General features: G+C 37.0%; 23 protein-coding genes. 13 read left to right on the forward strand and 10 right to left on the reverse strand.

Annotated features, from left to right (window positions below; translation table 11 throughout):
• The 5 genes from CUU59_RS01800 to CUU59_RS01820 form a co-directional block, all read left to right on the forward strand.
• On the forward strand, window positions 1-1,674 hold a 1,674-nt coding region (locus CUU59_RS01800), incomplete at its 5' end, for a YPDG domain-containing protein (protein WP_211286979.1).
• A gap of 112 nt (window positions 1,675-1,786) precedes the next feature.
• Complete coding sequence (locus tag CUU59_RS01805) at window positions 1,787-3,286, forward strand: hypothetical protein (protein ID WP_099950306.1); 1,500 nt, start codon at window positions 1,787-1,789, stop codon at window positions 3,284-3,286.
• 136 nt (window positions 3,287-3,422) lie between these two features.
• Window positions 3,423-3,917, forward strand: a complete 495-nt coding sequence (locus tag CUU59_RS01810; protein WP_099950307.1) for a Panacea domain-containing protein — start codon at window positions 3,423-3,425, stop codon at window positions 3,915-3,917.
• Window positions 3,907-4,308, forward strand: coding sequence for a type II toxin-antitoxin system PemK/MazF family toxin (locus CUU59_RS01815; protein WP_169922820.1), 402 nt, complete (start codon window positions 3,907-3,909; stop codon window positions 4,306-4,308). The genes CUU59_RS01810 and CUU59_RS01815 overlap by 11 nt, the downstream gene beginning before the upstream one ends.
• A gap of 562 nt (window positions 4,309-4,870) precedes the next feature.
• Window positions 4,871-6,253 carry a tryptophanase gene (locus CUU59_RS01820; protein ID WP_099950309.1) on the forward strand — a complete coding sequence of 461 codons (1,383 nt, stop codon included), beginning with the start codon at window positions 4,871-4,873 and terminating at the stop codon, window positions 6,251-6,253.
• A 717-nt stretch (window positions 6,254-6,970) separates the two neighbouring features.
• On the opposite strand, the gene CUU59_RS01825 is transcribed toward CUU59_RS01820, so the two are convergent.
• From CUU59_RS01825 to yedE, 4 genes are all read right to left on the reverse strand, one after another.
• Window positions 6,971-8,344 (reverse strand): MATE family efflux transporter, encoded by a 1,374-nt coding sequence (locus CUU59_RS01825; RefSeq protein WP_099950880.1) that lies wholly within the window; start codon window positions 8,342-8,344, stop codon window positions 6,971-6,973.
• Between the two features lie 555 nt (window positions 8,345-8,899).
• Complete coding sequence (locus CUU59_RS01830; protein ID WP_099950310.1) at window positions 8,900-9,136, reverse strand: putative Se/S carrier protein; 237 nt, start codon at window positions 9,134-9,136, stop codon at window positions 8,900-8,902.
• Between the two features lie 18 nt (window positions 9,137-9,154).
• Window positions 9,155-9,361: a sulfurtransferase TusA family protein gene (locus tag CUU59_RS01835; RefSeq protein ID WP_099950311.1), complete on the reverse strand. Its 207-nt coding sequence runs from the start codon at window positions 9,359-9,361 to the stop codon at window positions 9,155-9,157.
• Complete coding sequence (gene yedE / locus CUU59_RS01840) at window positions 9,361-10,416, reverse strand: YedE family putative selenium transporter (RefSeq protein WP_099950312.1); 1,056 nt, start codon at window positions 10,414-10,416, stop codon at window positions 9,361-9,363. The genes CUU59_RS01835 and yedE overlap by 1 nt, the downstream gene beginning before the upstream one ends.
• 174 nt (window positions 10,417-10,590) lie before the next feature.
• Here yedE and lplA point away from each other — a divergent pair, with 174 nt between their 5' ends.
• The 6 genes from lplA (at window position 10,591) to nrdG (ending at window position 19,093) form a co-directional block, all read left to right on the forward strand.
• Window positions 10,591-11,559, forward strand: a complete 969-nt coding sequence (lplA, locus tag CUU59_RS01845; protein ID WP_099950313.1) for a lipoate--protein ligase — start codon at window positions 10,591-10,593, stop codon at window positions 11,557-11,559.
• Between the two features lie 4 nt (window positions 11,560-11,563).
• Window positions 11,564-12,475, forward strand: a complete 912-nt coding sequence (gene lipA / locus CUU59_RS01850) for a lipoyl synthase (protein WP_099950314.1) — start codon at window positions 11,564-11,566, stop codon at window positions 12,473-12,475.
• A gap of 11 nt (window positions 12,476-12,486) precedes the next feature.
• Window positions 12,487-13,881 carry a dihydrolipoyl dehydrogenase gene (lpdA, locus tag CUU59_RS01855; RefSeq protein ID WP_099950315.1) on the forward strand — a complete coding sequence of 465 codons (1,395 nt, stop codon included), beginning with the start codon at window positions 12,487-12,489 and terminating at the stop codon, window positions 13,879-13,881.
• A gap of 837 nt (window positions 13,882-14,718) precedes the next feature.
• Complete coding sequence (gene brnQ / locus CUU59_RS01860) at window positions 14,719-16,077, forward strand: branched-chain amino acid transport system II carrier protein (RefSeq protein WP_099950316.1); 1,359 nt, start codon at window positions 14,719-14,721, stop codon at window positions 16,075-16,077.
• 374 nt (window positions 16,078-16,451) lie between these two features.
• Window positions 16,452-18,599 (forward strand): anaerobic ribonucleoside-triphosphate reductase, encoded by a 2,148-nt coding sequence (gene nrdD, locus CUU59_RS01865; RefSeq protein ID WP_099950317.1) that lies wholly within the window; start codon window positions 16,452-16,454, stop codon window positions 18,597-18,599.
• Window positions 18,599-19,093, forward strand: a complete 495-nt coding sequence (gene nrdG, locus CUU59_RS01870) for an anaerobic ribonucleoside-triphosphate reductase activating protein (RefSeq protein WP_099950318.1) — start codon at window positions 18,599-18,601, stop codon at window positions 19,091-19,093. The genes nrdD and nrdG overlap by 1 nt, the downstream gene beginning before the upstream one ends.
• Window positions 19,094-19,099: 6 nt before the next feature.
• Here the strand turns inward: nrdG and CUU59_RS01875 are convergent, their stop codons facing one another.
• Window positions 19,100-19,780 (reverse strand): helix-turn-helix domain-containing protein, encoded by a 681-nt coding sequence (locus CUU59_RS01875; RefSeq protein ID WP_099950319.1) that lies wholly within the window; start codon window positions 19,778-19,780, stop codon window positions 19,100-19,102.
• Between the two features lie 175 nt (window positions 19,781-19,955).
• Here CUU59_RS01875 and CUU59_RS01880 point away from each other — a divergent pair, with 175 nt between their 5' ends.
• Window positions 19,956-21,524 carry an ABC transporter transmembrane domain-containing protein gene (locus tag CUU59_RS01880; protein ID WP_099950320.1) on the forward strand — a complete coding sequence of 523 codons (1,569 nt, stop codon included), beginning with the start codon at window positions 19,956-19,958 and terminating at the stop codon, window positions 21,522-21,524.
• Between the two features lie 94 nt (window positions 21,525-21,618).
• Here the strand turns inward: CUU59_RS01880 and CUU59_RS01885 are convergent, their stop codons facing one another.
• From CUU59_RS01885 to CUU59_RS01905, 5 genes are read right to left on the reverse strand one after another with little or no spacing between them, the layout of a single operon-like run.
• A complete protein-coding gene (locus CUU59_RS01885) occupies window positions 21,619-22,221 on the reverse strand; it encodes a thymidine kinase (RefSeq protein ID WP_099950321.1) in 603 nt (200 codons plus the stop codon).
• 11 nt (window positions 22,222-22,232) lie between these two features.
• A complete protein-coding gene (locus tag CUU59_RS01890) occupies window positions 22,233-22,478 on the reverse strand; it encodes a hypothetical protein (RefSeq protein WP_099950322.1) in 246 nt (81 codons plus the stop codon).
• Window positions 22,478-23,086 (reverse strand): DUF1700 domain-containing protein, encoded by a 609-nt coding sequence (locus CUU59_RS01895; RefSeq protein ID WP_169922821.1) that lies wholly within the window; start codon window positions 23,084-23,086, stop codon window positions 22,478-22,480. The genes CUU59_RS01890 and CUU59_RS01895 overlap by 1 nt, the downstream gene beginning before the upstream one ends.
• A gap of 4 nt (window positions 23,087-23,090) precedes the next feature.
• Complete coding sequence (locus CUU59_RS01900) at window positions 23,091-23,540, reverse strand: hypothetical protein (RefSeq protein WP_099950324.1); 450 nt, start codon at window positions 23,538-23,540, stop codon at window positions 23,091-23,093.
• A gap of 1 nt (window position 23,541) precedes the next feature.
• Window positions 23,542-24,681, reverse strand: coding sequence for an FtsW/RodA/SpoVE family cell cycle protein (locus CUU59_RS01905; protein WP_099950325.1), 1,140 nt, complete (start codon window positions 24,679-24,681; stop codon window positions 23,542-23,544).
• A gap of 54 nt (window positions 24,682-24,735) precedes the next feature.
• Here CUU59_RS01905 and CUU59_RS01910 point away from each other — a divergent pair, with 54 nt between their 5' ends.
• Window positions 24,736-25,659, forward strand: a complete 924-nt coding sequence (locus CUU59_RS01910; protein WP_099950326.1) for an epoxyqueuosine reductase — start codon at window positions 24,736-24,738, stop codon at window positions 25,657-25,659.
• Window positions 25,660-25,769: the final 110 nt, after the last annotated feature.

Below are 25,769 nucleotides of genomic sequence, written 5' to 3' on the forward strand. Positions count from 1 at the left end.
ACATTAACTGGAATCGATAAAGACGGTAAAAATGTAACAGGCGCTGATAAATTAGCATTCAATGTTAAGAATACAGCAACATGGAAAGACATGAAAGACTACATTCCAACAGCAGTAGCTGAAAAAGAATGGAAAGTAGCTGACCCAGCATGGAAGCCAGAATTACCAGCTGATACAGCAACAGTAACAGCAGGAAATTACACAGCACAATATGCTGAAGACACAGCACCTACTATAGCAGATAAGGACAATTACGATCCACATTATGTTGGTAAATCTGGAAAACCTGGTGAAACAGTTGAAATAGATCCACCAACATTTACTAAGAAAGGTGAACAAGGTACTGTACCAGCACCAACTGATGGAGCTAAGAAAACAACATTTGCTAAGAATGATGATACTCAAACAAATGTAACTGTTGATCCTAATACAGGAGCTATCACAGTTGTTATTCCACAAGATGCAAAAGTTGGAGATGTTATAACTATTCCAGTTGATGTAACTTATCCAGATGGTTCTAATGAAACAGTGGATGTAACTGTTACTGTAACTGATTCAGAAGATGAGACAGAGGATCCAACAATTGATCAACCTTATGAAGGTGACGATAAAATCAGAGGTAAGGGTGAACCAGGTTCTGATATAGTCGTAACTGATGAAGATGGTAATCCAATTGGAAATACTACAGTTGATGAAAATGGTAATTGGACTGTTGACGTACCTGCAGATAAACCATTAATACCAGGAGATGTTATTAAAGCAACTCAAACTAAAGATGGTGAATCTAAAGACACAAGAGCAATAGTTAAGGGTAGATATACACCTGAACCAGAAAAACCATACGATCCTGGTCATTGGTATGAACCAAGCCCTGACTACTTGAACAAGGACGAATACAAACCAGAAGTAAAAGAACCTGAACATAGAGAACTAGATGTATTTAGTCTCTATATGATTGGTGACGATAGTCATATGTTTATGCCAAACAAGGGCATTACTAGAGCTGAAATTGCACAAATTTTTGCAAGGGCTCTGCGCTATGATGGTTATCAAAGAAGGGGAGAATACAACCCATATCCTGACGTAAATGCAAATGCTTGGTACTATGACGCTGTAATTACTACTACAGAAGCTGGCGTATTTAGAGGTACAGATAAGGGAACATTTGAACCTAACCGTGAAATCACAAAGGCTGAACTCATTGCAACTATTGCAAGATTCCAAGAACTTATAAACAAAGATGGCAATATCTTTAATATGAGACCAAATCACTGGGCACGCCCAGAAGTTGAAGCAGCCTTCCAAGAAGGATGGTTAGACATTTATACAAATGGAACAGTTGTATTTGACGCTGATATGGTTATCACAAGAGCAGAAGTTGCAGCAATCTTAAATAGAGCTTTTGGTAGACATGATGATGTTGAATACATCAATGATAATATTGAAAGCCTAGTAAGATTTGAAGATGTAAGTCGTGATGATTGGTTCTACTATGATGTAATTGTTGCAACAAACACTTACGCAACTTTCGGTAGTGAATGGATTAATCATTCAAACGGACTTGATAGGGAATTTACAAATCTTGATGACATTGAATGGATTAGACCATTAAGAGATGACAAGGAAGTTATTGAAACATTAAGAAGAGTTAAATTCCAAAGATATGTAAGATAATCTTGCATGAGATAAAGGGAAATTAAATTTAATATTTAATTCAAACATTACAAGGGTATATAGATTTACTCTATATGCCCTTGTATTACATATGCAAATTAAGGAGGAAGATATGCCAAATTGGTTTAATTTAAGGTTTGTACTGGAGAATGGAGGAGATTTAGTTGCTCTGGTATCTTCATCATTTATTGTTATAAAAGCATATATAGATCTTATAGTCGCTATTGATTATTCCAATTATTATAAAATAACGATGAAAAACTTTGGAATAAGGAATATGAAAAACTTTATTGGAAGACTTGTATTTTTTCTAGCAGTTTGTATTCTTCCGGTTGTTATGATTGGAATATCTGAGGCTGTTTCAGGTATAATGAGTTTTATTATAAAGAATAAAATTGATTTAACTCATGTAAATGTGTTTCTTATATTCTTTTCGTTTATTACAATTTATTTCTTAACTATAAAAGAAACATTACTTAAATCATATTTATCTAGTAAGCCTGTAGGTCCGATTATGTCGATCTTTTATAGCCTTATAATAACTTTCTTAGTATATATTGTAACAAAGTACTTTATAGCGAAGAAAATTAAATCAGAGCATTGCATTTATATGATTGTTTTTATTGCCTATCTATTATATTTTTGTTGTGCTATATATTTAACTTTAATAAATCAAAAATTTAATCCTAGTAAAATTAAAGAATATGAAATTTACACAAAGATAAAAGGTAATAATGATGCTTCGCAGGATAGAGATGAATACATTGTTATTCAAGATTATGGAGAAAAGGTTTTATCAGTAAAAGTTTACAAAGGGGATAAAATTGAAAACGATACATCAAGTGGAGATATTCTATATCTTGATTTAGATAATTTTTATTATGAAGATAAGACAGATAAAGAGTTCACCTATAAAAAATATGAAAAAGTTTATAGGTGTAAAAATGGTACTAATATAGATATAGATAAATACAAAAATAAAAAAAACTCAAAAATAAAGAATTGGTGGGAAAATATAAAAAGTAGATTTAAAGGATCCAATAATGAAAATAATCAAGAAAAGAGTAGCTGTGAAGTAACCAATAATTCAGAAAGTGATGATGTAGTTAAAAAATACAATGATTTTTTTGGTTATGGATTTGTTAATATGTACGCATTGATTGAAGACGAATCAGATGCTGCTAATATTAATACAATTAATGAAGTTGTAGAGTATATTAAAACTCAAGGTGATGAGCTAAGACTTAAAACTTTGAATATAGTAAATGCAACAAAAGAAGAATATTTAATTGATGTAAGAGCTTATTTGAAAAATATTTCCCATTTTGATTCTATGAATATAATTGCATTAATATTAACTTTCTTTTTCACGTTTTCTATTAATCTAATAAAAAACCAAATAAAATTGATTGATCTTGTTTCAATCTTTGTTATATGTTTTGCAGTATTAGTAATATTGCCAGTGATTAAATGTAGATGCAAATTAAAATCAGCAAAACGTAGAATAAAATACTTAACATATTTGGAAAAAGAATTAGAATCAGATATAGAAGTTAAAAACGATGAAAAAAATAATAATGCTGAAACTAACAACAAAGAATCAGATAAATAACCTCGACTTAAAACCGAGATGGGGGAGTGTGCCTCGTCTCGGTTTTCTTATGTACAAAATGTTTTCAAATTGTAATGATGGGGACGGATTTTTTATCATAAATGTGGTATAATTATATTGTAAGGAGGAGGTTTTTATGAAGGATGTTAGAACTTATGCATCTTATCTTGTCGCTGCTTATGAGAGAGTGACGGGTAATGCTTTTAAAAATGAGCCCTTGTATTTACAAAAACTTTTGTATTTTGCTCAAAGAGAGTCCTATGCTTTGAATGGCAAACCTCTTTTTGATGAAGATTTTGAGGGCTGGGTAAATGGTCCAGTTATTCCAAGTTTGTGGAAGATGTACAAAGCTGATAAGTCTGTTGTTCGTATGGATTTTTCAACTTTGTCTGATGAGGAAAGATATGTTATTGACAATACAATCTGTCAGTACGGGATTTATGATCCCTGGTATTTGAGAGAGCTTAGTCACAAGGAGTCTTCTTGGCTGAAGTCAAGGGAAGGACTTGCAGAATTTGAAAATGGAAATAAGGTTATTGCTAAGGTTGACATACAAAATGATGCTTTGAAGGTCAGACAATACGACCATATATATGATATGTATATAGATGAGTTTGAAGATGCAGATTAATATATTTTCGATTGTTAATGTTAGATTTCCATATTACGACTCATATAGCAGAGGAATAAAATTTAAGAAAAGACCAGCTTTAGTTTTTAACAAAGAGAATGATTCACATAATGCAGATTTAACGGTTTTTCCAGTTTCATCTGTGACCCATAAAGTAAATCTTAATCCTAAGTATGATATAGAGATTAAGAAATCTGTGTATCCTGCTCTAAATTTAGATAGGGATGTGAGTTATATAAGGGTGCATAAGCCATATACGGTTAATTCTAAAGCTTGTACAGATATTATATGTGATGATATTAGGATTTATTATGAGGATCTAGCGATATTTATTTTGAAAACATTTGAAGATTTTTCCAAGACTATTATTGATTCAGGTCTGGATATGTAAAAACCGAGATGAGGCGTGCGCCTTGTCTCGGTTTTTGTTTGGATTGATTTGAGAATTAACCGTAGAGCTTGTGGTTAATCACAAACAAGAATTTTTTGAATATAATTCTACTCAGATTGTTATAAATAGGGAAAAATCCAGAATTTTTCCTGAGATTTCGGGCGGGACTTTTCGGGCTACATTCTCCTCAGACTATTTCAATCAATCAAACATCGCCTTTGGCTTGTTTTCTTGAGAAATAGGTTGCGTGAGTCCTGCATACCGATCGAGCATCGTTATCACTCGCTCTCTTGGACAGGGCTGCAAGTAGCCCCTACAGCCGCAGAGCGCAATAAAAAATTAAGAAATACAATATTAATAAAGTGTGTATGCAAGTAGACCCTACCCGCAGAGCGTTATAAAAAAATGAAGAGATTTAACACAAATTATAAAGCAATCACATTTCTATAATTATTGACAATGGCTTGGGGGATTGTTATAATTAAGGCATAGGTTAGTTATTTATTCGGGTAAATTTTTAAATTTATTGTGAATAAAAATTTTGTAAAACAGGAGGATTTTTATGGCTATTAAATATGTACCGGAACCTTTTAGGGTTAAGATGGTTGAGACGATCAAGATGCTTAGTCGTGAGGAGAGGGTCGAAAAGATCAAGGCTGCTCACTACAATATGTTCAATCTTCGAGGCGAGGATGTTTACATTGACCTGCTTACAGACTCGGGCACCAATGCTATGTCCGCTGACCAATGGGGCGGCGTTATGGTTGGTGATGAGGCTTATGCTGGCGGCAAGTCTTATTTTAAATTAGTTGAGGCTGGCCAGGATATTTTTGGCTACAATTATATTCAACCCGTCCACCAAGGTCGGGCTGCTGAAAAGGTTCTCTTCCCACTTATGATGGGGCCGGGCAAGGTTGCTATTTCAAATATGTTTTTTGATACGACCAGGGCTCACGTTGAGATTGCAGGTGCCAGGGCTATTGACTGTATAGTTGAAGAGGCCAAGGACCCAAGCAAAAGGGCACCTTTTAAGGGCAATATGGATGTGGTTAAGCTTGAAAAGTTGATCCAAGACCACGGTCCAGAAAATGTTGCCTTGATTGTAATGACTATTACAAATAACTCTGCGGGCGGTCAACCTGTTTCAATCAAGAATTTAAAAGAAGTTTATGAAATTGGACAAAAATACAACATCCCTGTTGATATTGACGCAGCACGTTTTGCTGAAAACGCTTATTTTATCAAGCAAAGGGAAGAAGGTTATGCGGACAAGCCTATCAAGGATATTGTTAGGGAAATGTTTAAGTACGCTGATGCCTTTACTATGTCTGCCAAGAAAGACGCCATTGTCAATATGGGTGGGCTGATTGGTATCAAGGACAATGATGAGCTAGTTCAAAAGGTTAAGGGCAACACGATTTCCTTTGAAGGTTTTATTACCTACGGCGGTTTGTCAGGCAGGGACTTGGAAGCCTTGGCCATTGGTCTATACGAAGGTATTGACGAAGATTATCTCAAATACAGGATCGGTCAAATGGAATACTTTGCATCAAAACTTGACGATGCAGGCATTGCCTACCAAGCACCAGTTGGAGGACACGGGGTATTTATAGACGCCGCAGCAATGTTTCCTCATTTGGATTACACAGAATTTCCTGGCCACGCACTAGCAGTTGAATTATATATAGAAGCAGGCATCAGGACATGTGAAATAGGGTCCTATCTGCTGGGCAATGATCCGGATACAGGCGAGCAGCTAAAGGCAGATTTTGAATTCACTCGCTTTGCAATTCCAAGACGGGTATACAACCAAGCCCATATAGATTTACTTGTAGATGCCTTAATTGCCATTAAGGAAAGGGCAAAGGATGTGCCGGGGTATAGGATTGTGTGGGAGCCACCGATATTGCGCCACTTCCAAGCACACTTAGAACCAATTAAATAATTTACGGTTAAAATCGCGAAAAAGGCTTGTTTCGAAATGTCGCTCACTGCGGAGGGCACTCGAGCCCACCTCATTCGCAACATTTCTGTACTGCGCCTTTTTCATCGATTTTTCCTCGTAAATTATGGAGAGATTTTTCCCAGCGAAATTGAGGAGAGAGGTTTGTAAGAGGTCAATTTCCTGTAGCGGCGATCCTGAAATGGTCGCCAAGAAATTGACATATTGTTGAATCTTACGGCCCTAACAAATTATGATATAGAGATTTTTCCTCGTAAATTATGGAGAGAGGTTTCCGGCGAAATTGAAATGAATAAAATATAAATTTTACAAAAATAATCGGTCTGTAGTGTCCACTTTATCGTGGACAAATCCGATTATTTTTTGTGTTTGGGGCGAGACTCTTCGGGCTACATAAAGTAGCCCCTACAACGCAGAGCGTTATAAAAGATGAAGGCGATTGATATTAAATTATACGTTAAATATAAATCCGCAGAGCGATATAAAAAATGAATGCCATTTGTAAAAGATTGTATATTTATTATGTGTTCTACTTTCAAAACTTTAAAAATATTTGAGTTTTGAAAGTGATTCGCCGTTTTGCTTTCAAGATATGAAAATTTTTCAACTTTTGAAAGTGAAAAATTGAAATAGAGTATTTATAAATTTAATTTTACGCACAAAAAAATCGGGGTTTACCCGATTTTTGTTTGTCTATGATTAGCTGAGCATGCTTTGTCGTCTTTTGAAATACATTATAAATCCGTACACGACGGTTAGGGCGTTTGAGAGGAGCATGGCTATCCAAATGCCTGTGGATCCTAGGTTGGTATAGGTTTTTAGGACCATAATGATTGGTAGTCTGAGGAGCCAGAGTCTGGCAAGCGACAAGAACATGGTGAGTTTGGTTTGGCCGAGGCCTTGAAAAAAGCCGTTGATGGCTGAGAAGTAGCCCATAAAGAAGGTGATTGCAGCAGCGTAGTAGATGTATTCGCTGGCTTGCCTCCACAGTTCTATGTCCGCCCTGTCTTTTATAAAGATTGAGAGCAGGGGATCTTTGAAGATTATAAGTATGGTGGCTGCAAAGATTGAAAAGTAGGTGATGATTATATTTGCTCTTTTAAAAATATCTTTGGTTCTTTCCTTGTTGCCGGCTCCATAATTTTGCCCGATAATTGAGGTTAGGGCCATGCCGATACCCATGGCGGCTTGGTTAAAGATATCTGAAATTCTGTTACCCATGGCAAAGGCGGCGAGTGTCGTGGTTCCGTAGGATTGGATGAAGCCGTTTAGGATTGTAAAGCCGATAGCCTCTCCAGAAGAACCGAGCGAAGCTGGTACGGAGAGGGAAAATAATTCTCCGACGACATTCTTATTAAAGCTAAAGCCTTTGAGTCTAACTTCAATTGTTGATTTGGATTTAACATGAATGTAGCCCAAAATAACCAAGAGGACTTTGGATAAAACTGTTGCGTAGGCTGCCCCCTCAAGTCCCATGCCGAGGGCAGGGATGCCAAGGACTGAATCAAAGATAAAAAATGGGTCCAAGATTACATTTGACAGGGATGAGATGGCTGAAATAGATGTAATTGCCTTGGTCATGCCTTGGGAATTTAAAATTGATTGATAGGCGAAAAATATTAAATCAAATAAAAGTCCAAAGGCATTTATTTGTAAAAATATTGTAGATTTTTCTAAAAATGTGCCCTTGGCTCCCATCCAGCTGAGGGCTGTGGGTGCAATGGCGTATAATAAAAATGAAAAGACCAGGCCCATCAAAATTGAGATTACCATGGCGTGGTTGGCGTAGATTTTTGCCTCATTTCTTTTGCCGGCTCCAAGTTTTTGGCTCATCAGAGAAGTGGCGGCAATGGAAATGCCAAGGCCAAAGGCTATAAATAAGTACTGGAGTGGCCATATAAATGCTGTTGCAGCATAATCTTCAGCCGATAATTGGGCGACGTAAATGCCGTCGACAATCCCGTAAAAGGTCTTGATTAGGTTGGAAATCATCAGGGGGATGGATAATTTCATGATTACCTTTGATATGTCCCCGTGGGTTATAAAGTCTGTTTTGTTCTCTTTGTAAGTAATTTGTTCAGTCATAATTTACCTCGTCGTGTGTATGTTTTATTATTCTTAGTATATTGTAATGGATGGGGGGATGTTTGTCAAGATAGTTCGCATTTCGTATTAAATTTGTTGTTAATTTTGCGACATTTCCTTGTATTCGACGTTTTATCTCATTGCGACGTACACATCAGTACGCCTCATTCGATAAAAGTCTCAAGCAAGGAAATCTCATCAAAATTTCCTAACAAATTATTGGATAGAGATTTTTTCTTGTAAATCGTGGTATAGAGATTAATGAAAATAATTGGTGTGTATGGGCGGAAATTAATTATCGCAAGACCGATTATTTTTTGTATTTGGGGCGGGACTCTTCGGTCCAGATAAACTGGACCCTACAACGCAAAGCGTTATAATGTATGAATACATTTCTCCTATGTTTATTGTTCAGGACGTTTGTAGGGGCGACTTTATGTGGCCCGAAAAATGACGATCGCGCCTTGAGTGCGTGAGGCATTTTTAAATGTAGATTCGAAGATCAATATAAGAAACAAATATTGTTTTAAAACAAAAAAAGAGTTATGAAATTTTTTCATAACTCTCTCCGTTTTGTTTGTAGATGCCGTCGGCATCTATTTTGTTTGTTTCTAATAGGTCTTTTATTTTGTCAGGCTCCATTTCTGTTTTACCAGCGAGTCCGCAGGAGCTTGAGATTGCTCTGGGGACTGGGATGAGTCTGAACTCGGGCTCAACTGCCTTGGCCTTTTCCTCTAGGAGGAGGGCGTCAGTCAGTTGGTGGACTGTTATGATATACATTTATGTCCTTGCCGCCTATTATTTGCTAGCTGTAATTGTTGCTTCGTCAGCAACTTCTTTTACTGTAACTGTGTAGCCAGCGTTTGTTAAAAATCTGGATACGTTTTCCTTACATACTTCTGTGTCAACTAGTACTTCGATTTGTTTTTCGCCAGCGTCTGCTGCTTCTTTGGCAAGCACTACTGGTTCTGGACAGCTAAGTCCTCTTGCGTCGATATTTTTCATTATGCTTCCCTCCTTGATGTTGCGGCTATGATTAGGGCAACACATAGGCCAATGATTACTGCGATCATGCCGTTAGTTGGTACTCCTTTTGGGCTAGCTGCTAGTCCAAAGTTGTGGCAGAATGCAGCACCTGTGATAAGTCCGAGAACTGTAACAGCTGCGTCTTGGTCGCCTTCGCCAGATAGGATTGTTTGTCTGATTGGGCATCCACCAAGTAATACTGATGCAAGTCCAACTAGGACCATGCCTAGGAAGTTCCATAGGTGGTTGGAGTGGGCAACTGGTTGTCCTTCAAAGCCTAGGTTAAAGTTACCTGCGATTAGGTTAACAATAAGTGCACCTACGATTACGCCTACAAGTCCCATTAGTGGGGCGTAGTCTTTGATCAAAAATGCGTCTCTAAAGCCTGCTGCTGTGCAGAGTCTGGTTCTTTGTAGGATAGTTCCAACAACTAGTCCTGCGATCAGTGAAATGATAACTGGAGCGTGCATTGAGCCAGGTCCTTCTTCACTGAAGAAAATAAAGCTAGGTTTAGCTAGTAATAGGATTAAGAGTGCACAAGCGATGGCTGGCATAATGTACGCGCCAATTTTTGATTGTTTGTGAGCTCTGCCGAGTGAGAATCCTTTTTTGATAAAGACGATTCCGATTAAGATACCTACGATATAGCCTAAGAGGCCAACGATTGCATTTAGGTCTCCTCCGCCAATTCTAAGTAACATTCTAAGTGGGCATCCTAAGAATACAAGGGCACCAATCATCAAGAAGAATCCGAGGATAAATCTGATCATTGGGCTGCTGCCGCCGCGTGATTTGAAGTCTTTACCTATAATAGATGAAATAAATGCTCCGAGTACAAAACCTAAAATTTCAGGTCTGAGATATTGTACTACTCCTGCTCTGTGTAGACCAAGTCCGCCTGCAACGTCTCTCCAGAAACATGCAACACAGATACCCATGTTTTTAGGGTTTCCCCATACTACTAACAAGCCGCCGATTACGCCGATGATTAGGCCAGCGATAAGTAATGTTAGTTTTCTGTTTTTTGTTTTCATAATATACCTCCTTAAGCTAATTATATATCATAATTTAGCCTATTACCAATAAATTTTATCTATATCATTGGCGAGCCTATAGATTTATTTTATGGGGCAAGGGAGGTTTTAAGGGCAATAAATTTAATTGTGCAAAAATATAAAGTTTTATGTTATAATATTAGTGGTGATTATATGATTTATATTGAAAACAAAAGTGTAGACCCCAGCTTTAATTTTGCTTTGGAGGAATACTTTTTAAAAAATACTGATGAGTCGGTCTTTATGATTTGGCAAAATGAGCCGACGATTTTAATTGGCCGCAATCAAAATTTGAAATTAGAAGTCGATACTGACTTTACATCTAAGAATAATATTCATATTATAAGAAGACTGTCGGGAGGCGGAACTGTCTATTGTGATTTAAATAATTGCCAGTATTCAATTATTGGCAAAAATACAGGCGAGGCAAATTCCTTTCAGACTTTTGCAAGGCCGGTGGTTGAAGCCCTAAAAAAATTAGGTCTGGACGCAGAGTTTACTGGCAGGAATGATATTTTAATAGACGGCAAAAAGGTCAGCGGCAATGCCCAGTACAAGTGGAGGGATAGGATTATCCATCACGGGACCCTGCTCTTTGGGGCGGATATGGACCTTTTGCAAGGGGCCATCAAGACTCGGAATATTAAATTTGTAGACAAGTCGGTTAAGTCAGTTTCGTCTAGGATTGGGCAAATTGGTTCTATGGTCGACATGGATGTTCAAGAATTTATAAATTATATTCGCGATAATTTAATCGAATTTCACGATATTAAAGAATTTCGTCCGCCGAACGAGGCTGAAATTGAAGCGGCCAATAAATATTTAAAAGATTTCCCTGATCTGATGAATGACCAGTCGAGCCTGGAGGCCAAACACTATTATGCGGTTAAATATCCTTTTGGCCTTGTGGAATATTTTGTGGAGGTCGACGGAGACCAAATAGAAAATATAAAAATGGCCGGAGATTTTTTTGAAGAAAGAGATATTAAAGAATTTTTATCTGGATTAAGGGGTATGAATATAAATGAGTTAGCTAAGGCTAAGCTCGATATAGAAAAATATATTTTAGGTTTTAAAGAAGAATATTTTATAAATGATATTTTAAAGGCTATTAAGGAGTGATTTTATGGCATTAAAAAAGCCCGAGTGGTTGAAGATTAAACTCCAGGGCAATCAAAATTCAAATACAGTTGAGCATACTTTGGGAGATTTTGCTTTAAATACGGTTTGCCAGGAGGCAAATTGTCCGAACAAAATGGAGTGCTATGCCAGACGGACGGCGACTTTTATGATTATGGGTAAGAATTGCACACGGAATTGTAAGTTTTGCAATGTGACTACCAAGAGACCAGAAGCTTTGGACCCAGAGGAGCCCAAAAATGTGGCCATAGCTGTTAAAAAACTAGGTCTCAAGCACGCAGTTATAACTTCTGTGGACAGGGATGACCTCAAGGACGATTACGGTGCTTATCATTTTGCGGCTGTGACCAGGGAGATTAAAAAATTAAATCCGCATACTACTGTTGAGTTGTTGATTCCAGATATGCACGGAGATAAAAAGTTGCTGGATATTATTTTTGCGGAGAAGCCAGACATTATAAACCACAATGTGGAAGTGGTCGAAGAGTATTTCGATTACATTTGTCCACAGTGCGATTTGGATATGAGCCTGGAAGTTTTACGCTATGCAAAGGAAAAGGGTTTTATTACCAAGTCGGGCATGATGGTCGGCTTTGGCGAAACAGAAGACATGGTTATAGATATGATGAGAAGGCTGAGGGAAGTGGATTGCGATATGCTAACCATTGGCCAATATTTGCAGCCATCCAGAAAACATATAGAGGTCAAGGAATATGTTACACCTGAACAGTTTGACAGGTACAGGGACATTGGACTTGAAATGGGCTTTAGGTCGGTTAGCTCGGGCCCATTTGTCAGGAGCTCCTACCACGCAGAGATGCTGGAGGACACTAGTGAAGGATTATCGGCAGAAAAACAAAAATTACAAGATAAATTAAATGAAACGGCACATGCTTAGAGGAGGTAGAGATGAAAATAATTATTATCGGAGCAGGTCCTGGCGGTTACGAAGCTGCTATCAGGGCTGCACAATTGGGTAACGAAGTTGTATTAATCGAAAAGGGCCACACTGGTGGAACATGTTTGAATGTTGGTTGTATTCCAACCAAGACTTTGGTAAAGATTGCTGAAACTGTGGACGCAGTTAAGGACGCTGGAAAATTTGGCGTTATGACAGGTGACTACAGTTTAGACGAAGATGTAATTTTTAACCGCAAGGTCCAAGTTGTGGACGGCCTAAGAAAGGGCGTTGAATTCTTATTCTCAGGTTACAAAAACCTGGAATACGTTCGCGGCTTTGCCAGCTTCAAGGATGAAAAGACTGTTGAAGTTAAGACAGATGATGGTGTTAAGGAATTTACTGGCGATGCAATTATCATTGCAACAGGTTCTAAGGACCAAAAGAAATTACCAGGATCAGATTTGCCAAAGGTTTTATCTTCAACTGATCTACTCAACTTAAAGGAAATTCCAAAGTCCATGATAGTTATTGGTACAGGCGTTATCGGTCTTGAATTTGCAAGCATCTACTCACGCTTTGGCACAGATGTAACAGTTATGGGCAATAACTTATTAAAGGTTGCTGATGGAGAAATTCAAAAGAGATTAAATTCTGTATTGAAAAATGAAAATCTTAAATTTGCGACCAAGCAAAGGGCACAAAAGATTGAACAAGACGGCGACATGCTCAAGGTTACAACCAAGATGAGAGATAAAGACCAATTCAAAGAATACGAGGCAGAATATGTACTCGTTGCCATGGGTAGGGACTGCAACACAGATGGTTTAAATGCAGAAGCAGCTGGCGTTAAACTCGAACGCGGCGGGGTTGTGGTCGATGAAAACTTTGAGACAGCAACAAAAAATATTTATGCAATTGGTGACGTTGTATACGGCAACACTCAACTTGCTCACTTGGCAAGCGCCCAAGGTATTAGCCTAGTTGAAAAATTATCTGGTCTTGAACCAAAGACAAATCTGGAAATCGTTCCATCAATCGTCTTCTCAATCCCAGAAATCGCCATGGTCGGTAAGACTGAAGAAGAATTAAAGGAAGAAGGAGTCGAATACGAAAAATCCAAATTCCTCTACGCTTCAAACTCAAAATCAGTTTCAGCCGATGAAACCGCAGGCTTTATTAAAATCCTCGCTTCAAAAGATGGCAAGGAAATCCTAGGCTGCCACATAGTTGGTGCCTACTCAGACTATCTAATTCACTTCGCAGCAATTGCTATGAATAATGGCATCGGCGTTCAAGGCTTGTCAGATATGATCTACGCTCACCCAACAGTATCGGAACTGTTTATGGATGCGGTACAGATCTTGGACGGAAAGAGTATCAACACTCCTGGAGGCGGGAAGTAGTATTTCGCGTTAAATTTGCGACAAAGGCTTGTTTCGAAATGTCGCTCACTGCGGAGGGCACTCGAGCCCACCTCATTCGCAACATTTCTGTACATCGCCTTTCTCATTGAATTTTCCAGCGAAATACGGTAGATATAAATAAAAATATTTAAGAGGCTGAGAGGCCTCTTTTTGATTTGAAAAAATTATTTTTAGATGTCATCATCTGCGTCCTAAAAAATTTATTTCACCGCGAATCTCATCGAAATTTCCTCGCGAATTTAGAGTGATGTAAAAGTATATTAATATGATTAATGAAAAATAATCGGTCTGTAGCGTCCACTTTATCGTGGACAAAACCGATTATTTTTTATTTTTAAAAATTAAGAGAATTTTATAATGGATGAACATATTTCTCCTATGGATATTGTTAAGAACGTTTGTAGGGGCGACTTGCAGCCACGCCCAAGAGGCAAACGCGAAAGCGTGAAGACGATTGGCTAGCGTTGACTCACGCAACTTGTTGCCCAAGAAAACAAAATTTTTTTGTCCGAAATAAATCGGACGCTACCTGAAAATTTTGTTTGATTGGCTGCAACAATCTGAGGAGAATGTGGCCCGAAAAACATTGATCGCATCTTGTATGCGTGAAATGTTTTTAATTATATAATCGAAAAACAATTTTTGGATGAACAATATTGGGAAAACTATTTTATTCAATTCATATCCAATAACATCCGCCGTCATTACTTTACTTATTTAAAAAGTTTTAAAGAAAAATTTAAAAATCTATAAATAAGTACTTGAATCGAAAGTTAACATCTATTATAATAGTATATTGAGGAGGGATCTGGTGAAATGAATAAGAAGAAAAAGGATACTTTGATTACGGGTTTCGCACTTTTTGCGATTTTTTTGGGGGCGGGGAATTTAATTTTTCCACCTACACTTGGACATATAGCGGGTACTAAATGGGCCAGCTCAATGGCTGGTTTTATGTTGACGGGCGTTGGCCTTCCGGTTTTGGGAATTATAGCTGCGGCCAAGGCTGGCGGTAGGACCATTGACGTTTTTAAACACTTGGGACCCAAGGCTGCAAATATTATGACTTTTATAATTATTTTGGCCATTGGACCACTACTTGCTATTCCCAGAACGGCAGCGGTTACTTATGAAATTGGTGTTAAACCTGTATTTGGTATCAGTCCTGTTATTTCAGCAGTCGTATTTTTTGCAATTGTTTTATATTTTACTTTAAATGCTATGTCTGTAGTCGACAAGGTAGGATCCATTTTAACTCCAATTTTGATTGCAGTCCTTGCGATTTTAATTATAGTTGGAATTACTAATCCTATTGGCACGCCTATTGATACTGGCAATATAAAAAATTTCTTGAGGGGTTTTGAAGAGGGCTACCAAACCATGGACGGGATTGGTTCTTTGGTTTTGGCAACTATTATTATTCAATCCATTGCTCAAAAGGGTTATGAGAAAAGAAAAGACCAAGTTAGGATGACTTGTATTTCGGGTTTTATAGCTGCTCTTGGTTTATTCTGTGTATACGGCGGTTTTATTTACTTGGGTGCAACTTCTTCTGGAGTTTTGCCAAAAGATTTATCCAGGGCTGAGCTCGTTATAGAACTGGTAAATGGAATTTTGGGTTCTTGGGGCGGAGTTATATTAGGCCTGGCAATTTCCTTGGCTTGTATCACAACAGCTGTTGGCTTAACAGCAACTGCAGGAAACTTTTTTGCAGCAGTATTTAACAACAAGGTTTCATACAAATCAATAGTTTGGATTACCTGTGCTTTCTCAGCTTTCTTTGCAATCAATGGCGTAGATACTCTAATTGCCTTTGCAGTTCCAATTCTTACAGTTATTTATCCGGTAACGATTGTCCTCATAGTTATGAGTTTGGCTGACGATCTGATTAAGCACAAGTCCGCTTATAGGGGGGCATGCTTGGGAGCATTTGTAATGTCTCTCATTCAAAATATTTTAAATGCAGAAGATAGTATAAATAGATTTTTAGAAACGATAAGGGTTAGCCCATTCTTTGCTAATATCACACCTGAAAGAGTAAACTTTGACACGCCAATTTCAATTATTGAATCATTGCCGCTGGCATCTCAAGGTTTTGGTTGGATTATTCCTGCTATAGTTCTTGGTGTGGCCTTTGCAATTTATGAAGCAAGGAAGGGCAAGAAAGTTTTATAAGGAATTAAAATTTAAAAAGTATTTTAAGAGCTAAGCGAATTTTATTGTATAAGTTTGCTCGGCTCTTTTTATTTGAAAAATATTTATTTTTATAGTCTAAGATTTTAGTCAGATAGCGCTTAGGCCCATGCACAATATGTAGAAATCTTAACAATTGATATTTTCATCTTCCAAAAGGCTTGGTAATCCGCTCTTTATAAAAAATAGTTCAAAATACGCACAATATATTGTATATTTTTTTAAAAATATAGGCAAAAAGACTTGATTTATTTTTGTGGACCTGCTAAAATAAACTTAGTCAACATAGTGTGGCTGAAAAAATTACCCACAAGATATTGTGGATACTTATAAAACATTTCAGGAGGATCAGGAAGATGAAAGTTATCAAGCGTACAGGCGAATGCGTAGATTTTGATAAGAACAAAATCGTTGTTGCCATAGAAAAGGCCATGCACTCATCATCGGGTGTATACGAAGAAGGACAGGCGGAAAGAATTGCAAGTGAAATTGAAGATTTCGCTCGGGTTATAAAGGAGCCAATGACAATTCATGGGATTGAAGAGCAAGTTTATTACAAGCTCTTACAATACAATAACCCTGCAACTGCCAAGGCCTATGAAAGTTACAGGTCTGTTCAAGCTTTTAAGCGTCAAATAAATACCATTGACGATGAAATTGTAGGAATCTTAAATCGTTCCAACACCAGCGTTATGGATGAAAACTCCAACAAGGACGCGAAGATTGTTTCAACTCAACGCGATCTAATTGCAGGGGAAGTTTCTAAGGACATTGCCCGCAGGATTATTATGCCTACCGATATTGTAATGGCTCACGATTCTGGTGCCATTCACTTCCACGACATGGATTACATTATTCAACCTATGTTTAACTGCTGCCTGATCAACCTCAAAGACATGCTGACCAATGGAACTGTTATTAACGGCAAAAAAATTGACAGCCCAAAGTCTTTCCAAGTTGCATGTACAGTTACAACACAAATTATTGCCCAAGTCGCAAGCGGCCAATACGGCGGCCAAAGCATCAATGGCATCGATACGATTTTAGCTCCCTTTGTTAGAAAGAGCTTTAATAAATATCTATCAGCCGTAACCGAAGAGCAAAGGGAAATTTATGGTATGGAACCTGATCTTGAAAAGGCTGAAGAAATTGCTTGGAAGAGGACCAAAAAAGAAGTCAAAGACGGTATTCAAACCATGCAATATCAAATCAATACCCTGATGACAACCAACGGTCAAGCACCTTTCGTAACTCTCTTTATGCACTTTATGCCTGGCTTTGAATATGAAAAAGAAGCTGCACTGATCCAAGAGGAAATTTTGAACCAAAGGCTTGAAGGCATCAAAAACGAAGCTGATGTTTATGTAACTCCAGCTTTCCCTAAATTGATTTATGTCCTGGACGAACACAATGTCCACGAGGATTCAAAATATTATTATCTGACAAAACTTGCTGCAAAATGCACAGCCAAACGCATGTATCCTGACTATATTTCAGCCAAGAAGATGCGTGAGCTCTATGAGGGCAATGTATTTTCACCAATGGGCTGCAGGAGCTTCCTCGCCCCATGGAAGAACGAAGACGGCGAATATATATTCGATGGCCGCTTCAACATGGGCGTCGTTTCCTTGAACTTGCCACAAATTGGAATTTTATCTGGTGGAGACGAGGATAAGTTCTGGGAAATTTTGGAAAAGAGATTAGAGCTCGTCAAAAAAGCTTTGATGTTTAGATATGAACTCCTAGAAAATGTAACCAGCGACGTAAGTCCAATCCACTGGCAATACGGGGCTATCGCAAGATTAAAGAAGGGCGAAAAAGTCACTAAGCTTTTACAAAATGGTTATGCGACAATTTCTATGGGCTACATTGGCCTTTATGAAGCCACAAAACTCGTGACAGGCAAGTCACACACAGATCCAGAGGCCAAGGATTTTGCTCTAAGGGTTATGCAAAGACTTAGGAAGGCCTGCGATGATTGGAAGGCTGAAACTCATCTGGGCTTTGCCCTTTACGGCACACCAGCAGAAAGTTTGACCAATCGCTTCTGCCAAATCGATAGAAGGCGTTTTGGCGAAATCAAAGACATAACAGACAAGGGTTATTACACCAACTCCTACCACGTAGACGTTCGTGAAAATATTTCTGTCTTTGATAAGTTTGACTTTGAATCCGAATTCCAAAAGCTATCAACAGGCGGCATGATTTCCTACGCTGAAATTCCAAATATGACCAATAATATTGAAGCGGTCGCAACACTTGTAAAATATATCTATGACCACATCACCTACGCTGAATTTAATACCAAGAGCGATTACTGCCATGAATGCGGTTTTGATGGGGAAATAAAGCTCAATGATGACAATGAATGGGAATGCCCAAATTGCCATAATAAAGACAAGAGCAAACTCACGGTTATCAGAAGGACTTGCGGATACTTGGGAGAAAATTTCTGGAATGAAGGCAGGACAAAGGAAATTGGTGCAAGAGTCCTCCATATATAATGAAATATTCACAAATTAGAAGATACGATGTGGCCAATGGCGAGGGCATCCGGTCGACGATTTTTGTCACTGGTTGTACCCACGGCTGCAAGGGATGCTTCAACCAAGAGTACTGGGATTTTAATTACGGAGACGACTGGGACCAAGAGGCAACCGATAAAATTATATCCTATCTCAAGGACCCAAATGTTTCGGGACTCACTTTACTGGGTGGCGAGCCCATGCAAAATTTGGAGCTCACAGAGGTAATGAGGGATATAAAAAAAGAGGTCCAAAAAAATATTTGGATTTACTCGGGCTACACCTATGAACAAATTTTAGCCGATCCCAAAAAACTAGACCTCTTAAAAGAGTGCGATATCCTGGTCGATGGATTATTTGTAGAAAAATTAAAAAATCTTAAATTAAAATTCCGTGGTAGCGAAAACCAAAGGATAATCGATATTAAAAAATCCTTGGAAAGCGGGGAAGTCGTAATCTATGAACCAAGATAAAAGGAGCTATGAAATTTCATAGCTCCTTTTAATTATTTCAATTGCAACTTTTTTATAAATATTATCCTTACTATAAATTATTCTATCTGGCATTTTATGGGATGAAAAACTATTACCAGACATTAAATGAGCAGATGCCAAATGTAGAGAGTAGGCTATAAGATTATAGTCAGATTTTAAATATGTATGATCAAGTTTTGTTTCATATTTCAAATTATATATTATTTTGGATGATTTTTTATGTGCAGCTTTATAATCTTTTCTAGAAAAAAACATGTAGGAGTCAATGAGCAGAATATGGTCATTGATTATTTTGTAGATATACATACTGTTAGTGTTGTGATGATTAAGGAGAAAATTTTTGAATAAAATTAGTTTTTTTATATCATTCTTTTTAATGGCAAATGGGATGGCTTTTATAATGGACTTAATTTTTTTCCCTTCCTGGACCCTGGATTTACTATAGATTTGTAAAAGATCTGCATTTAAACCTAGGGAGAGCAGGTCTATCTGTTTAAGAGTAGGTAGTATTTTATCATGTTCAATCCTAGCTAGGGTAGATGTAGAAATAAATTCAGGTTCAGCGAAATAGTATTCTGATAAATATTCTATTTTATAAATTAAATCTTCTCTAGTTAGACCTAAAGATTCTCTTTTGTTTTTAATATATAAACCAAAATTTTCCACAACATCACCATTTATATTATAACATAAAAGATAAAATATTCAAATAGCAAAAATGAAATTTACAAAATGGATACTAATATGGTAATATTTGTTTAAAGGAGGTTAATGATTCAGTTTATACCAGAGGTATATTTTTTAGATGATTATGTAAAAATGTTATACAAGGAGGAGATAAATGTACAGGATTAATAAGGATCAGAATATTAATAAAGTTAATATCAGACTTATGGGTATTGTATTTATAATAATATCCTCACTTTTCTCAATGGTTACTCCATACTTAAATAAGATTATAATCGATAATATTATCAGTTCAGATAAAAATTTGGAGATAAGTGAGATTGTTATAATAATAGCCATATTATTTGTTTCTCAGCTTATAATTTTTTATTTTGGCAACTTTATGGTGCAAAAATTATTACTGAATTATAAGAGAAGGTTGGTAGGGGGAATTTTTAAAAAGAGTTTATCTATGTCCTCTCCAGATTATTTAGAAGAGGATAGTGGTAAGGTTCATAATTTATATTACGGATATTCTAATACTCTCGCCTCTTCTTTAATTAATTATAATATCTTGCTGCCAGGTTTTATATTTCAAGTTGTAATAACATTTGCAATTTTATTTTATATAAGTCCTAAGTTGGCACTAATTTCGATTGTTGCAAGTCCTTTATACTTAATGTTTGTGGTTTGGAATTCTAAAAAAAGATCAGTTTTAAATCAAGATTGTATAGAATCCAATGACCGTTTTGTAAAGACGGCTAACATTTTTAAAAACCATATTGTTGATATGCATATGATTGACAATGATGAATTTTTTAACAGAATTTTCAACAAGGATTTAATGTATGATATAAAGACTACTGAACGATACTATTTTTGGTTTAATTTTGGTAATCGCCTTCCAATCTTTATACAGATGGGAGTTCCTATCTTTATTTTATGGTTGGGCGGTAGGTATGTAAACAGTGGCGTTTTAACGCTGGGTACTTTGATTATGTTTAGTCAATATATTACTCATCTGTTTGATCCACTAACAAGTGTATTTCATATTATAACAGAAATTAAGTCGATGAAACCTTACTATGATGTATATGAGAGCTTTTATTATAAAGAATCCAATGTTGAAAATAAATATAAAGAAATATTTGCCAATGTGGATGGTATAAATATTAACGATGCTGAGATTTATAGTGCTGGCGATAAGTTTTTATATAATTGTAATATGAAGATGGCTGATAAGGGTTTATATATAATTAAAGGGCCTAATGGTAGTGGAAAATCTACAATTTTAAAAATTATAGCTGGTATTTATCCAAAATCTCTGGTAAAAAATGGGAGTATAATGATAAATGAGTCATTCTATAACGATATTTCTGTCCTACAGTATCCGTTATTTTTCTTTAATGGTAGTGTTTCAGATAATATAATGTGTGGGCAAAATAATTCCATGATTGATATATTTGACCTATCTAATTTGAATAAAGAAATACATGGGGACAAGGTTAACTTGTCTAGTGGAGAGCAACAAAAGCTTGCCTTATCAAGAGTTTTTACAGAGGATAGAAAAGTTATTTTCTTGGATGAGCCTTTCTCAAATTTAGAAGAGTCTGCATCAGTTAAACTTAAGTCATATATTGAAGAAATCAAAAATGAAAAACTTGTCGTTGTTATTATGCACGATGATTCATTGGATAATATTGCTGACCAAGTTTTTACAATTAGTAATGAAGAATTGAAATAATTAGTCTACTTAAAAAAGATATATACATTTAAAGACCTATATTAATTAATCTAAGGCAAAAAAATCCAACCGATAAGAAATCGATTGGATTTTTTTAGTCAAATTTTAATTGGTTTTTGTTGGTGGCTTGCTTTTCTTTTTCCTTGTTAAAGCAAGTCCGACATAGGGGCTCGTAGATATCTGATGAGCCGAGGACAAGTCTGTCTGCATTGTCGACTGTCCTGTGTGACACCCAGGCGTCAGATCCGCACTTGGAGCAGACGGCGTGGTGTTTGGTTACATAGTCGCTAATGGCAAAGACTCTTTCGGTGACATCAAAGGGCGTTCCCAGATAGTCCATATCAAGTCCTGCCAGGACGATTGTGAGTCCACGTTTGAGAAATTCATTTATCAGGTCGATAAAGTCATCCCTTTGGTCATTTAAAAATTGAATTTCATCAACGGCCAGTACATCTGGCTTATTTTTTTCAACCAGGCTTAAGAGTTCGTCCATACTTGAAAAAATTTCAGCGGTCAGGCCGAGCTTGTCGTGGGTAAGTATATCTTTTTTGGAATATCTTTTGTCAAAGCTGGGCTTGGTCGCAAGGACCTTGTAGCCTGCAATTGAAAAGCGGTTTACTTCTCGAAAAAGGGCCGATGTTTTGCCCGAAAACATTGACCCACAGTGTAAAATTAATCTTCCTTTGTATTGGTGCATTAAATTCTCCCTTAGAACATGTTGTTTATTATATAATCTATATTGTAGATTAGATTATCTACATTTTCGTAAATTTGGTCTCCAGTATATTTAATCCAGTCGTATATAGGATAATATTCTATATCTTCATAGTTTCCGTAGGAAGATTCAGCCAGGAGTTTCTTGGCGGCTCCTAATTCGTTAAAGGAGAAGGATATAATTCCTACAACTAGGCCAAGGAGAGTTATAATTGCTATTATACTTATTAATTTTTTCATTATTCATACCTCCTGATAATGCTTGCCAGATTTGAAAACATAAGTGTGATCATCTTTATATACCAAACTAGGACATAGATTAGGCCAATTAAGAGTAAAATGGCAAGTCCTATTAGTCCAATGCCTAGGGCAATGCTGGTTAGTGTCGAAAGGATAAGTTCGTATCCGTTAATATAGACGACCTGATAGAGAATGCCCGATAGGCCAACAGCGCCCAAGGCAGCTGGTGCTGCAAAGAGGCCAAGGACTAATAGGAGTCCGATGATGCTTACCGGTATGGCTATAATATTTATTAATATTTTGCCAATCAGTGATAAGAAAAGAATTCCTGCGCTTCTCTTGACCCTAGTTGGTTTTTCGCCTTCTTGGATTTTTTGTATCTCGTCTTGGCTCATGGTCTTTGGTTTTATATCAAACTTTTGCCTCAGGTCTCTGGCCAAGAGAACTGGATTTCCAAGTTCGGAAACAATATCAGTTTCTCTTTTATTTTCTGCCAAGGCTTGGTTGATAATATTTTTGTAAGTGTTAAGAATATTATCTATATAAGCTTGGGGCACGGTTTCAGATCTCAGTGATTTTTCTAGATTGGATAAAAATTCATTAATCATAATATCACTCCTTTGTTCCATCGGTTATTTGTGGCTGGTCTTCGTCGATAATTTCCACGACTTCATCCACGTGTATGTCTGTATTGCCGTCTGCATCTTCGTCAATTACTTCATCGATGTGGCTGACGACTGGAATTGAATCAGCTGACTCAGTTTTATTATTTGTCATAGTAGGATTTAATGCAGCTTGGACCAAGTTTACATATTCAAGTCTGCCTTCTACAACATTTTTCGCGTACTTTAACCCCTCAGGACTTAAGACCAGCCTTTTTTCTCCATTGTCAAATTCTTCTATAATATTTCTTTCTTTGAGCTTAATTAATTCAACAACTACATCTGCAGAAGATATATTAAAATCTTTTAAGTTATTAAAAATATGGTATTCGTTGACATTTGAATTCATATTCTTAAGCATGTAGTTTAGAATAAGAGCTTCTGTAAAATTTATATTCATATTACCTCCCGCTTAATAAATTTTCTATTTGTGCACCGGGCACTTTTACTTCAACTTCCTTATGGTATTTTATACCCAATACTAGGCCAATACAAATCAAATTTGCTACTTGAAATGTTCCGCCGTGGGAAACAAAGGGAAGTGGAATACCTGTAATTGGCATTAGATTCATTGTCATAGCAATATTTTCAAAGATGTGGATAAAAAATAGGGCAACGACGCCAGATATTAAAACCCTGGAATAGTAATCAGAATCTTTTGCAATAAAAATCATCCTGGCAATTAAAAGTCCGTAGAGACTGATGAGGATTATGCCACCAAAAAGCCCCAGTTCTTCGCCGATAACTGCAAAGATAAAGTCAGAGTGCTTAAAGGGCGTGTAGTTGGAATTGTTTTGTACGCCTTTAAATAATCCTGTACCCCAAAATTTGCCGGAGCCGATGGATATCTTTGACATATAGCCTTGGAGGCCCTTGCCCAAGATATCGCTCTCTGGATCTAAAAACACAAAGATACGATCGCGGGCGTAGTCTGGCAGTCGGGACCAATAGATTGGTATGCCCACAGCCAAAATTCCCAGGGCGGCCAAAATATATTTGAAGTTGAGTCCTCCAATAAAAAACATAACTGCAATTATTCCAAAGGTGACTATGGCTGTACCATTGTCAGGCTGCTTTAAGATAAGGGCAATTGGAATAAGGGCCAGGACTATTAAAATTAAAAGAACTGGCAGGTCGTTAAAACGGTCTTTGGCCCTGTTCATAAAGCCTGAAAGGGAGACGATAAGTCCAACTTTTGCAAATTCCGCCGGTTGAAAAACATATCCGCCAATGTCGACCCAGCTTTTTGATCCGTACATTTCCTCGCCAAAGACCAGGGTGTAGACCAAGAGGCCGACGCTTAATAAATATATTAGAAAATCCAATTTTTTAAATAATTTTGGAGGCGTAAACATCAAAACAAACATTGCTCCCAGTCCCAAGAGGGTAGCAACGTATTGGCCTTTCATATAGGACGCTTGACCCTCATATGAATTTGTTGAAGATTTTAATATTAAAAGACCAAATACCAGGAGGGCAAGAGTGATTAAAATCGTGATGTACTCCACCCTTTGAAATGGTCGTTTCTTGTTAAAAAACATTTTATCACCAGCCTTATTATATCATATTTTTAAAAAATATGGTAATATAAGACTATGAAGAAAAATGATAAGGCGATTGAATTATTAAAGAATATGGGCCTTGGTCCAATAGCAATAGTGGATGCCGATAAGTATATAAAACCTGAGGGTTACAAGGAGATGGAAGGCTATTACTCAAAGGCCATGGAGGAATTTACGGCTCTAAGGTCTGGCAGTATTATTGTCATGTGCATACCCTATAAGCATGAGAAGAAAAGTAGGCTCATGTCTATGGGGTCTTTGTCGACCGATTATCACAGGGTCTTTGAGGGCTTGGCAGAAGACATAAAAAATGTAGGAGTCCTGGGTAACTTCAAGGCCTTTACGGATACGGGCCCGCTTTTTGATAGGTCGGCGGCTTTGATTTCTGGTTTGGGCTTTAAGGGCAAGAATGAATTTGTTATCAACAAAACCTGTGGAACTTATTTTTACATTGCCTATTTGTTGACTGAAGACCGCTATGAAGAATACAGTGAAAATATAAATTACGATTGCGGGACTTGTGATTTGTGCATGCAGGCTTGTCCAACGGGTGCCATCAACCAAGGGCAATTTAAAGCAGGGTTATGCCTCAGCCATCTGACCCAGGCTGTGGAGATCGACGAGAAATTTTTTCCATATATAAAGACTTTATATGGATGCGATATTTGCCAGAGAGTTTGTCCATATAACAAGGATACGCCGCCTGGCCTTAGCGTTTTTGAAGTGGATGAGGACATTGATTATGAAAAGCTCTTCGCCATTTCAAATAGGGCCTACAAAAAAATCTTTGGAGATAAGGCCTTCTTTTGGCGGAAGAGAAATATTATAAAGAGAAATGCGATTTTAAGGGCAGCAAATCTGGGGCAAAATATAGACGATTATATAAAAATGGAAGAGGCCAAGGAAAATAAATATCTTTTCCCGGCCATAGAATATTATAAAAATATAAATAAATAATTTTTTAAGGGAGATCTAATCTCCTTTTTATTTGAAAAAATAAAAGATACAGAAACTTTTTTGTAATTATTTGTTAATTTTACTGTACAATTTTTTTCTTCTATGTTATA

Origin of the sequence: Ezakiella peruensis (assembly GCF_900215725.1) — a bacterium.
Classification (GTDB): Bacteria; Bacillota; Clostridia; order Tissierellales; family Peptoniphilaceae; genus Ezakiella; species Ezakiella peruensis.

What these genes read in the sequence shown, in the direction of transcription:
- CUU59_RS01805 (WP_099950306.1), top strand. Translation starts at nt 1,787, where the DNA reads ATGCCAAATTGGTTTAATTTAAGGTTTGTACTGGAGAATGGAGGAGAT.
- CUU59_RS01810 (WP_099950307.1), top strand. Translation starts at nt 3,423, where the DNA reads ATGAAGGATGTTAGAACTTATGCATCTTATCTTGTCGCTGCTTATGAG.
- CUU59_RS01815 (WP_169922820.1), top strand. Translation starts at nt 3,907, where the DNA reads ATGCAGATTAATATATTTTCGATTGTTAATGTTAGATTTCCATATTAC.
- CUU59_RS01820 (WP_099950309.1), top strand. Translation starts at nt 4,871, where the DNA reads ATGGCTATTAAATATGTACCGGAACCTTTTAGGGTTAAGATGGTTGAG.
- CUU59_RS01830 (WP_099950310.1), bottom strand. Translation starts at nt 9,136, where the DNA reads ATGTATATCATAACAGTCCACCAACTGACTGACGCCCTCCTCCTAGAG.
- CUU59_RS01835 (WP_099950311.1), bottom strand. Translation starts at nt 9,361, where the DNA reads ATGAAAAATATCGACGCAAGAGGACTTAGCTGTCCAGAACCAGTAGTG.
- yedE (WP_099950312.1), bottom strand. Translation starts at nt 10,416, where the DNA reads ATGAAAACAAAAAACAGAAAACTAACATTACTTATCGCTGGCCTAATC.
- lplA (WP_099950313.1), top strand. Translation starts at nt 10,591, where the DNA reads ATGATTTATATTGAAAACAAAAGTGTAGACCCCAGCTTTAATTTTGCT.
- lipA (WP_099950314.1), top strand. Translation starts at nt 11,564, where the DNA reads ATGGCATTAAAAAAGCCCGAGTGGTTGAAGATTAAACTCCAGGGCAAT.
- lpdA (WP_099950315.1), top strand. Translation starts at nt 12,487, where the DNA reads ATGAAAATAATTATTATCGGAGCAGGTCCTGGCGGTTACGAAGCTGCT.
- brnQ (WP_099950316.1), top strand. Translation starts at nt 14,719, where the DNA reads ATGAATAAGAAGAAAAAGGATACTTTGATTACGGGTTTCGCACTTTTT.
- nrdD (WP_099950317.1), top strand. Translation starts at nt 16,452, where the DNA reads ATGAAAGTTATCAAGCGTACAGGCGAATGCGTAGATTTTGATAAGAAC.
- nrdG (WP_099950318.1), top strand. Translation starts at nt 18,599, where the DNA reads ATGAAATATTCACAAATTAGAAGATACGATGTGGCCAATGGCGAGGGC.
- CUU59_RS01880 (WP_099950320.1), top strand. Translation starts at nt 19,956, where the DNA reads ATGTACAGGATTAATAAGGATCAGAATATTAATAAAGTTAATATCAGA.
- CUU59_RS01885 (WP_099950321.1), bottom strand. Translation starts at nt 22,221, where the DNA reads ATGCACCAATACAAAGGAAGATTAATTTTACACTGTGGGTCAATGTTT.
- CUU59_RS01890 (WP_099950322.1), bottom strand. Translation starts at nt 22,478, where the DNA reads ATGAAAAAATTAATAAGTATAATAGCAATTATAACTCTCCTTGGCCTA.
- CUU59_RS01895 (WP_169922821.1), bottom strand. Translation starts at nt 23,086, where the DNA reads ATGATTAATGAATTTTTATCCAATCTAGAAAAATCACTGAGATCTGAA.
- CUU59_RS01900 (WP_099950324.1), bottom strand. Translation starts at nt 23,540, where the DNA reads ATGAATATAAATTTTACAGAAGCTCTTATTCTAAACTACATGCTTAAG.
- CUU59_RS01905 (WP_099950325.1), bottom strand. Translation starts at nt 24,681, where the DNA reads ATGTTTTTTAACAAGAAACGACCATTTCAAAGGGTGGAGTACATCACG.
- CUU59_RS01910 (WP_099950326.1), top strand. Translation starts at nt 24,736, where the DNA reads ATGAAGAAAAATGATAAGGCGATTGAATTATTAAAGAATATGGGCCTT.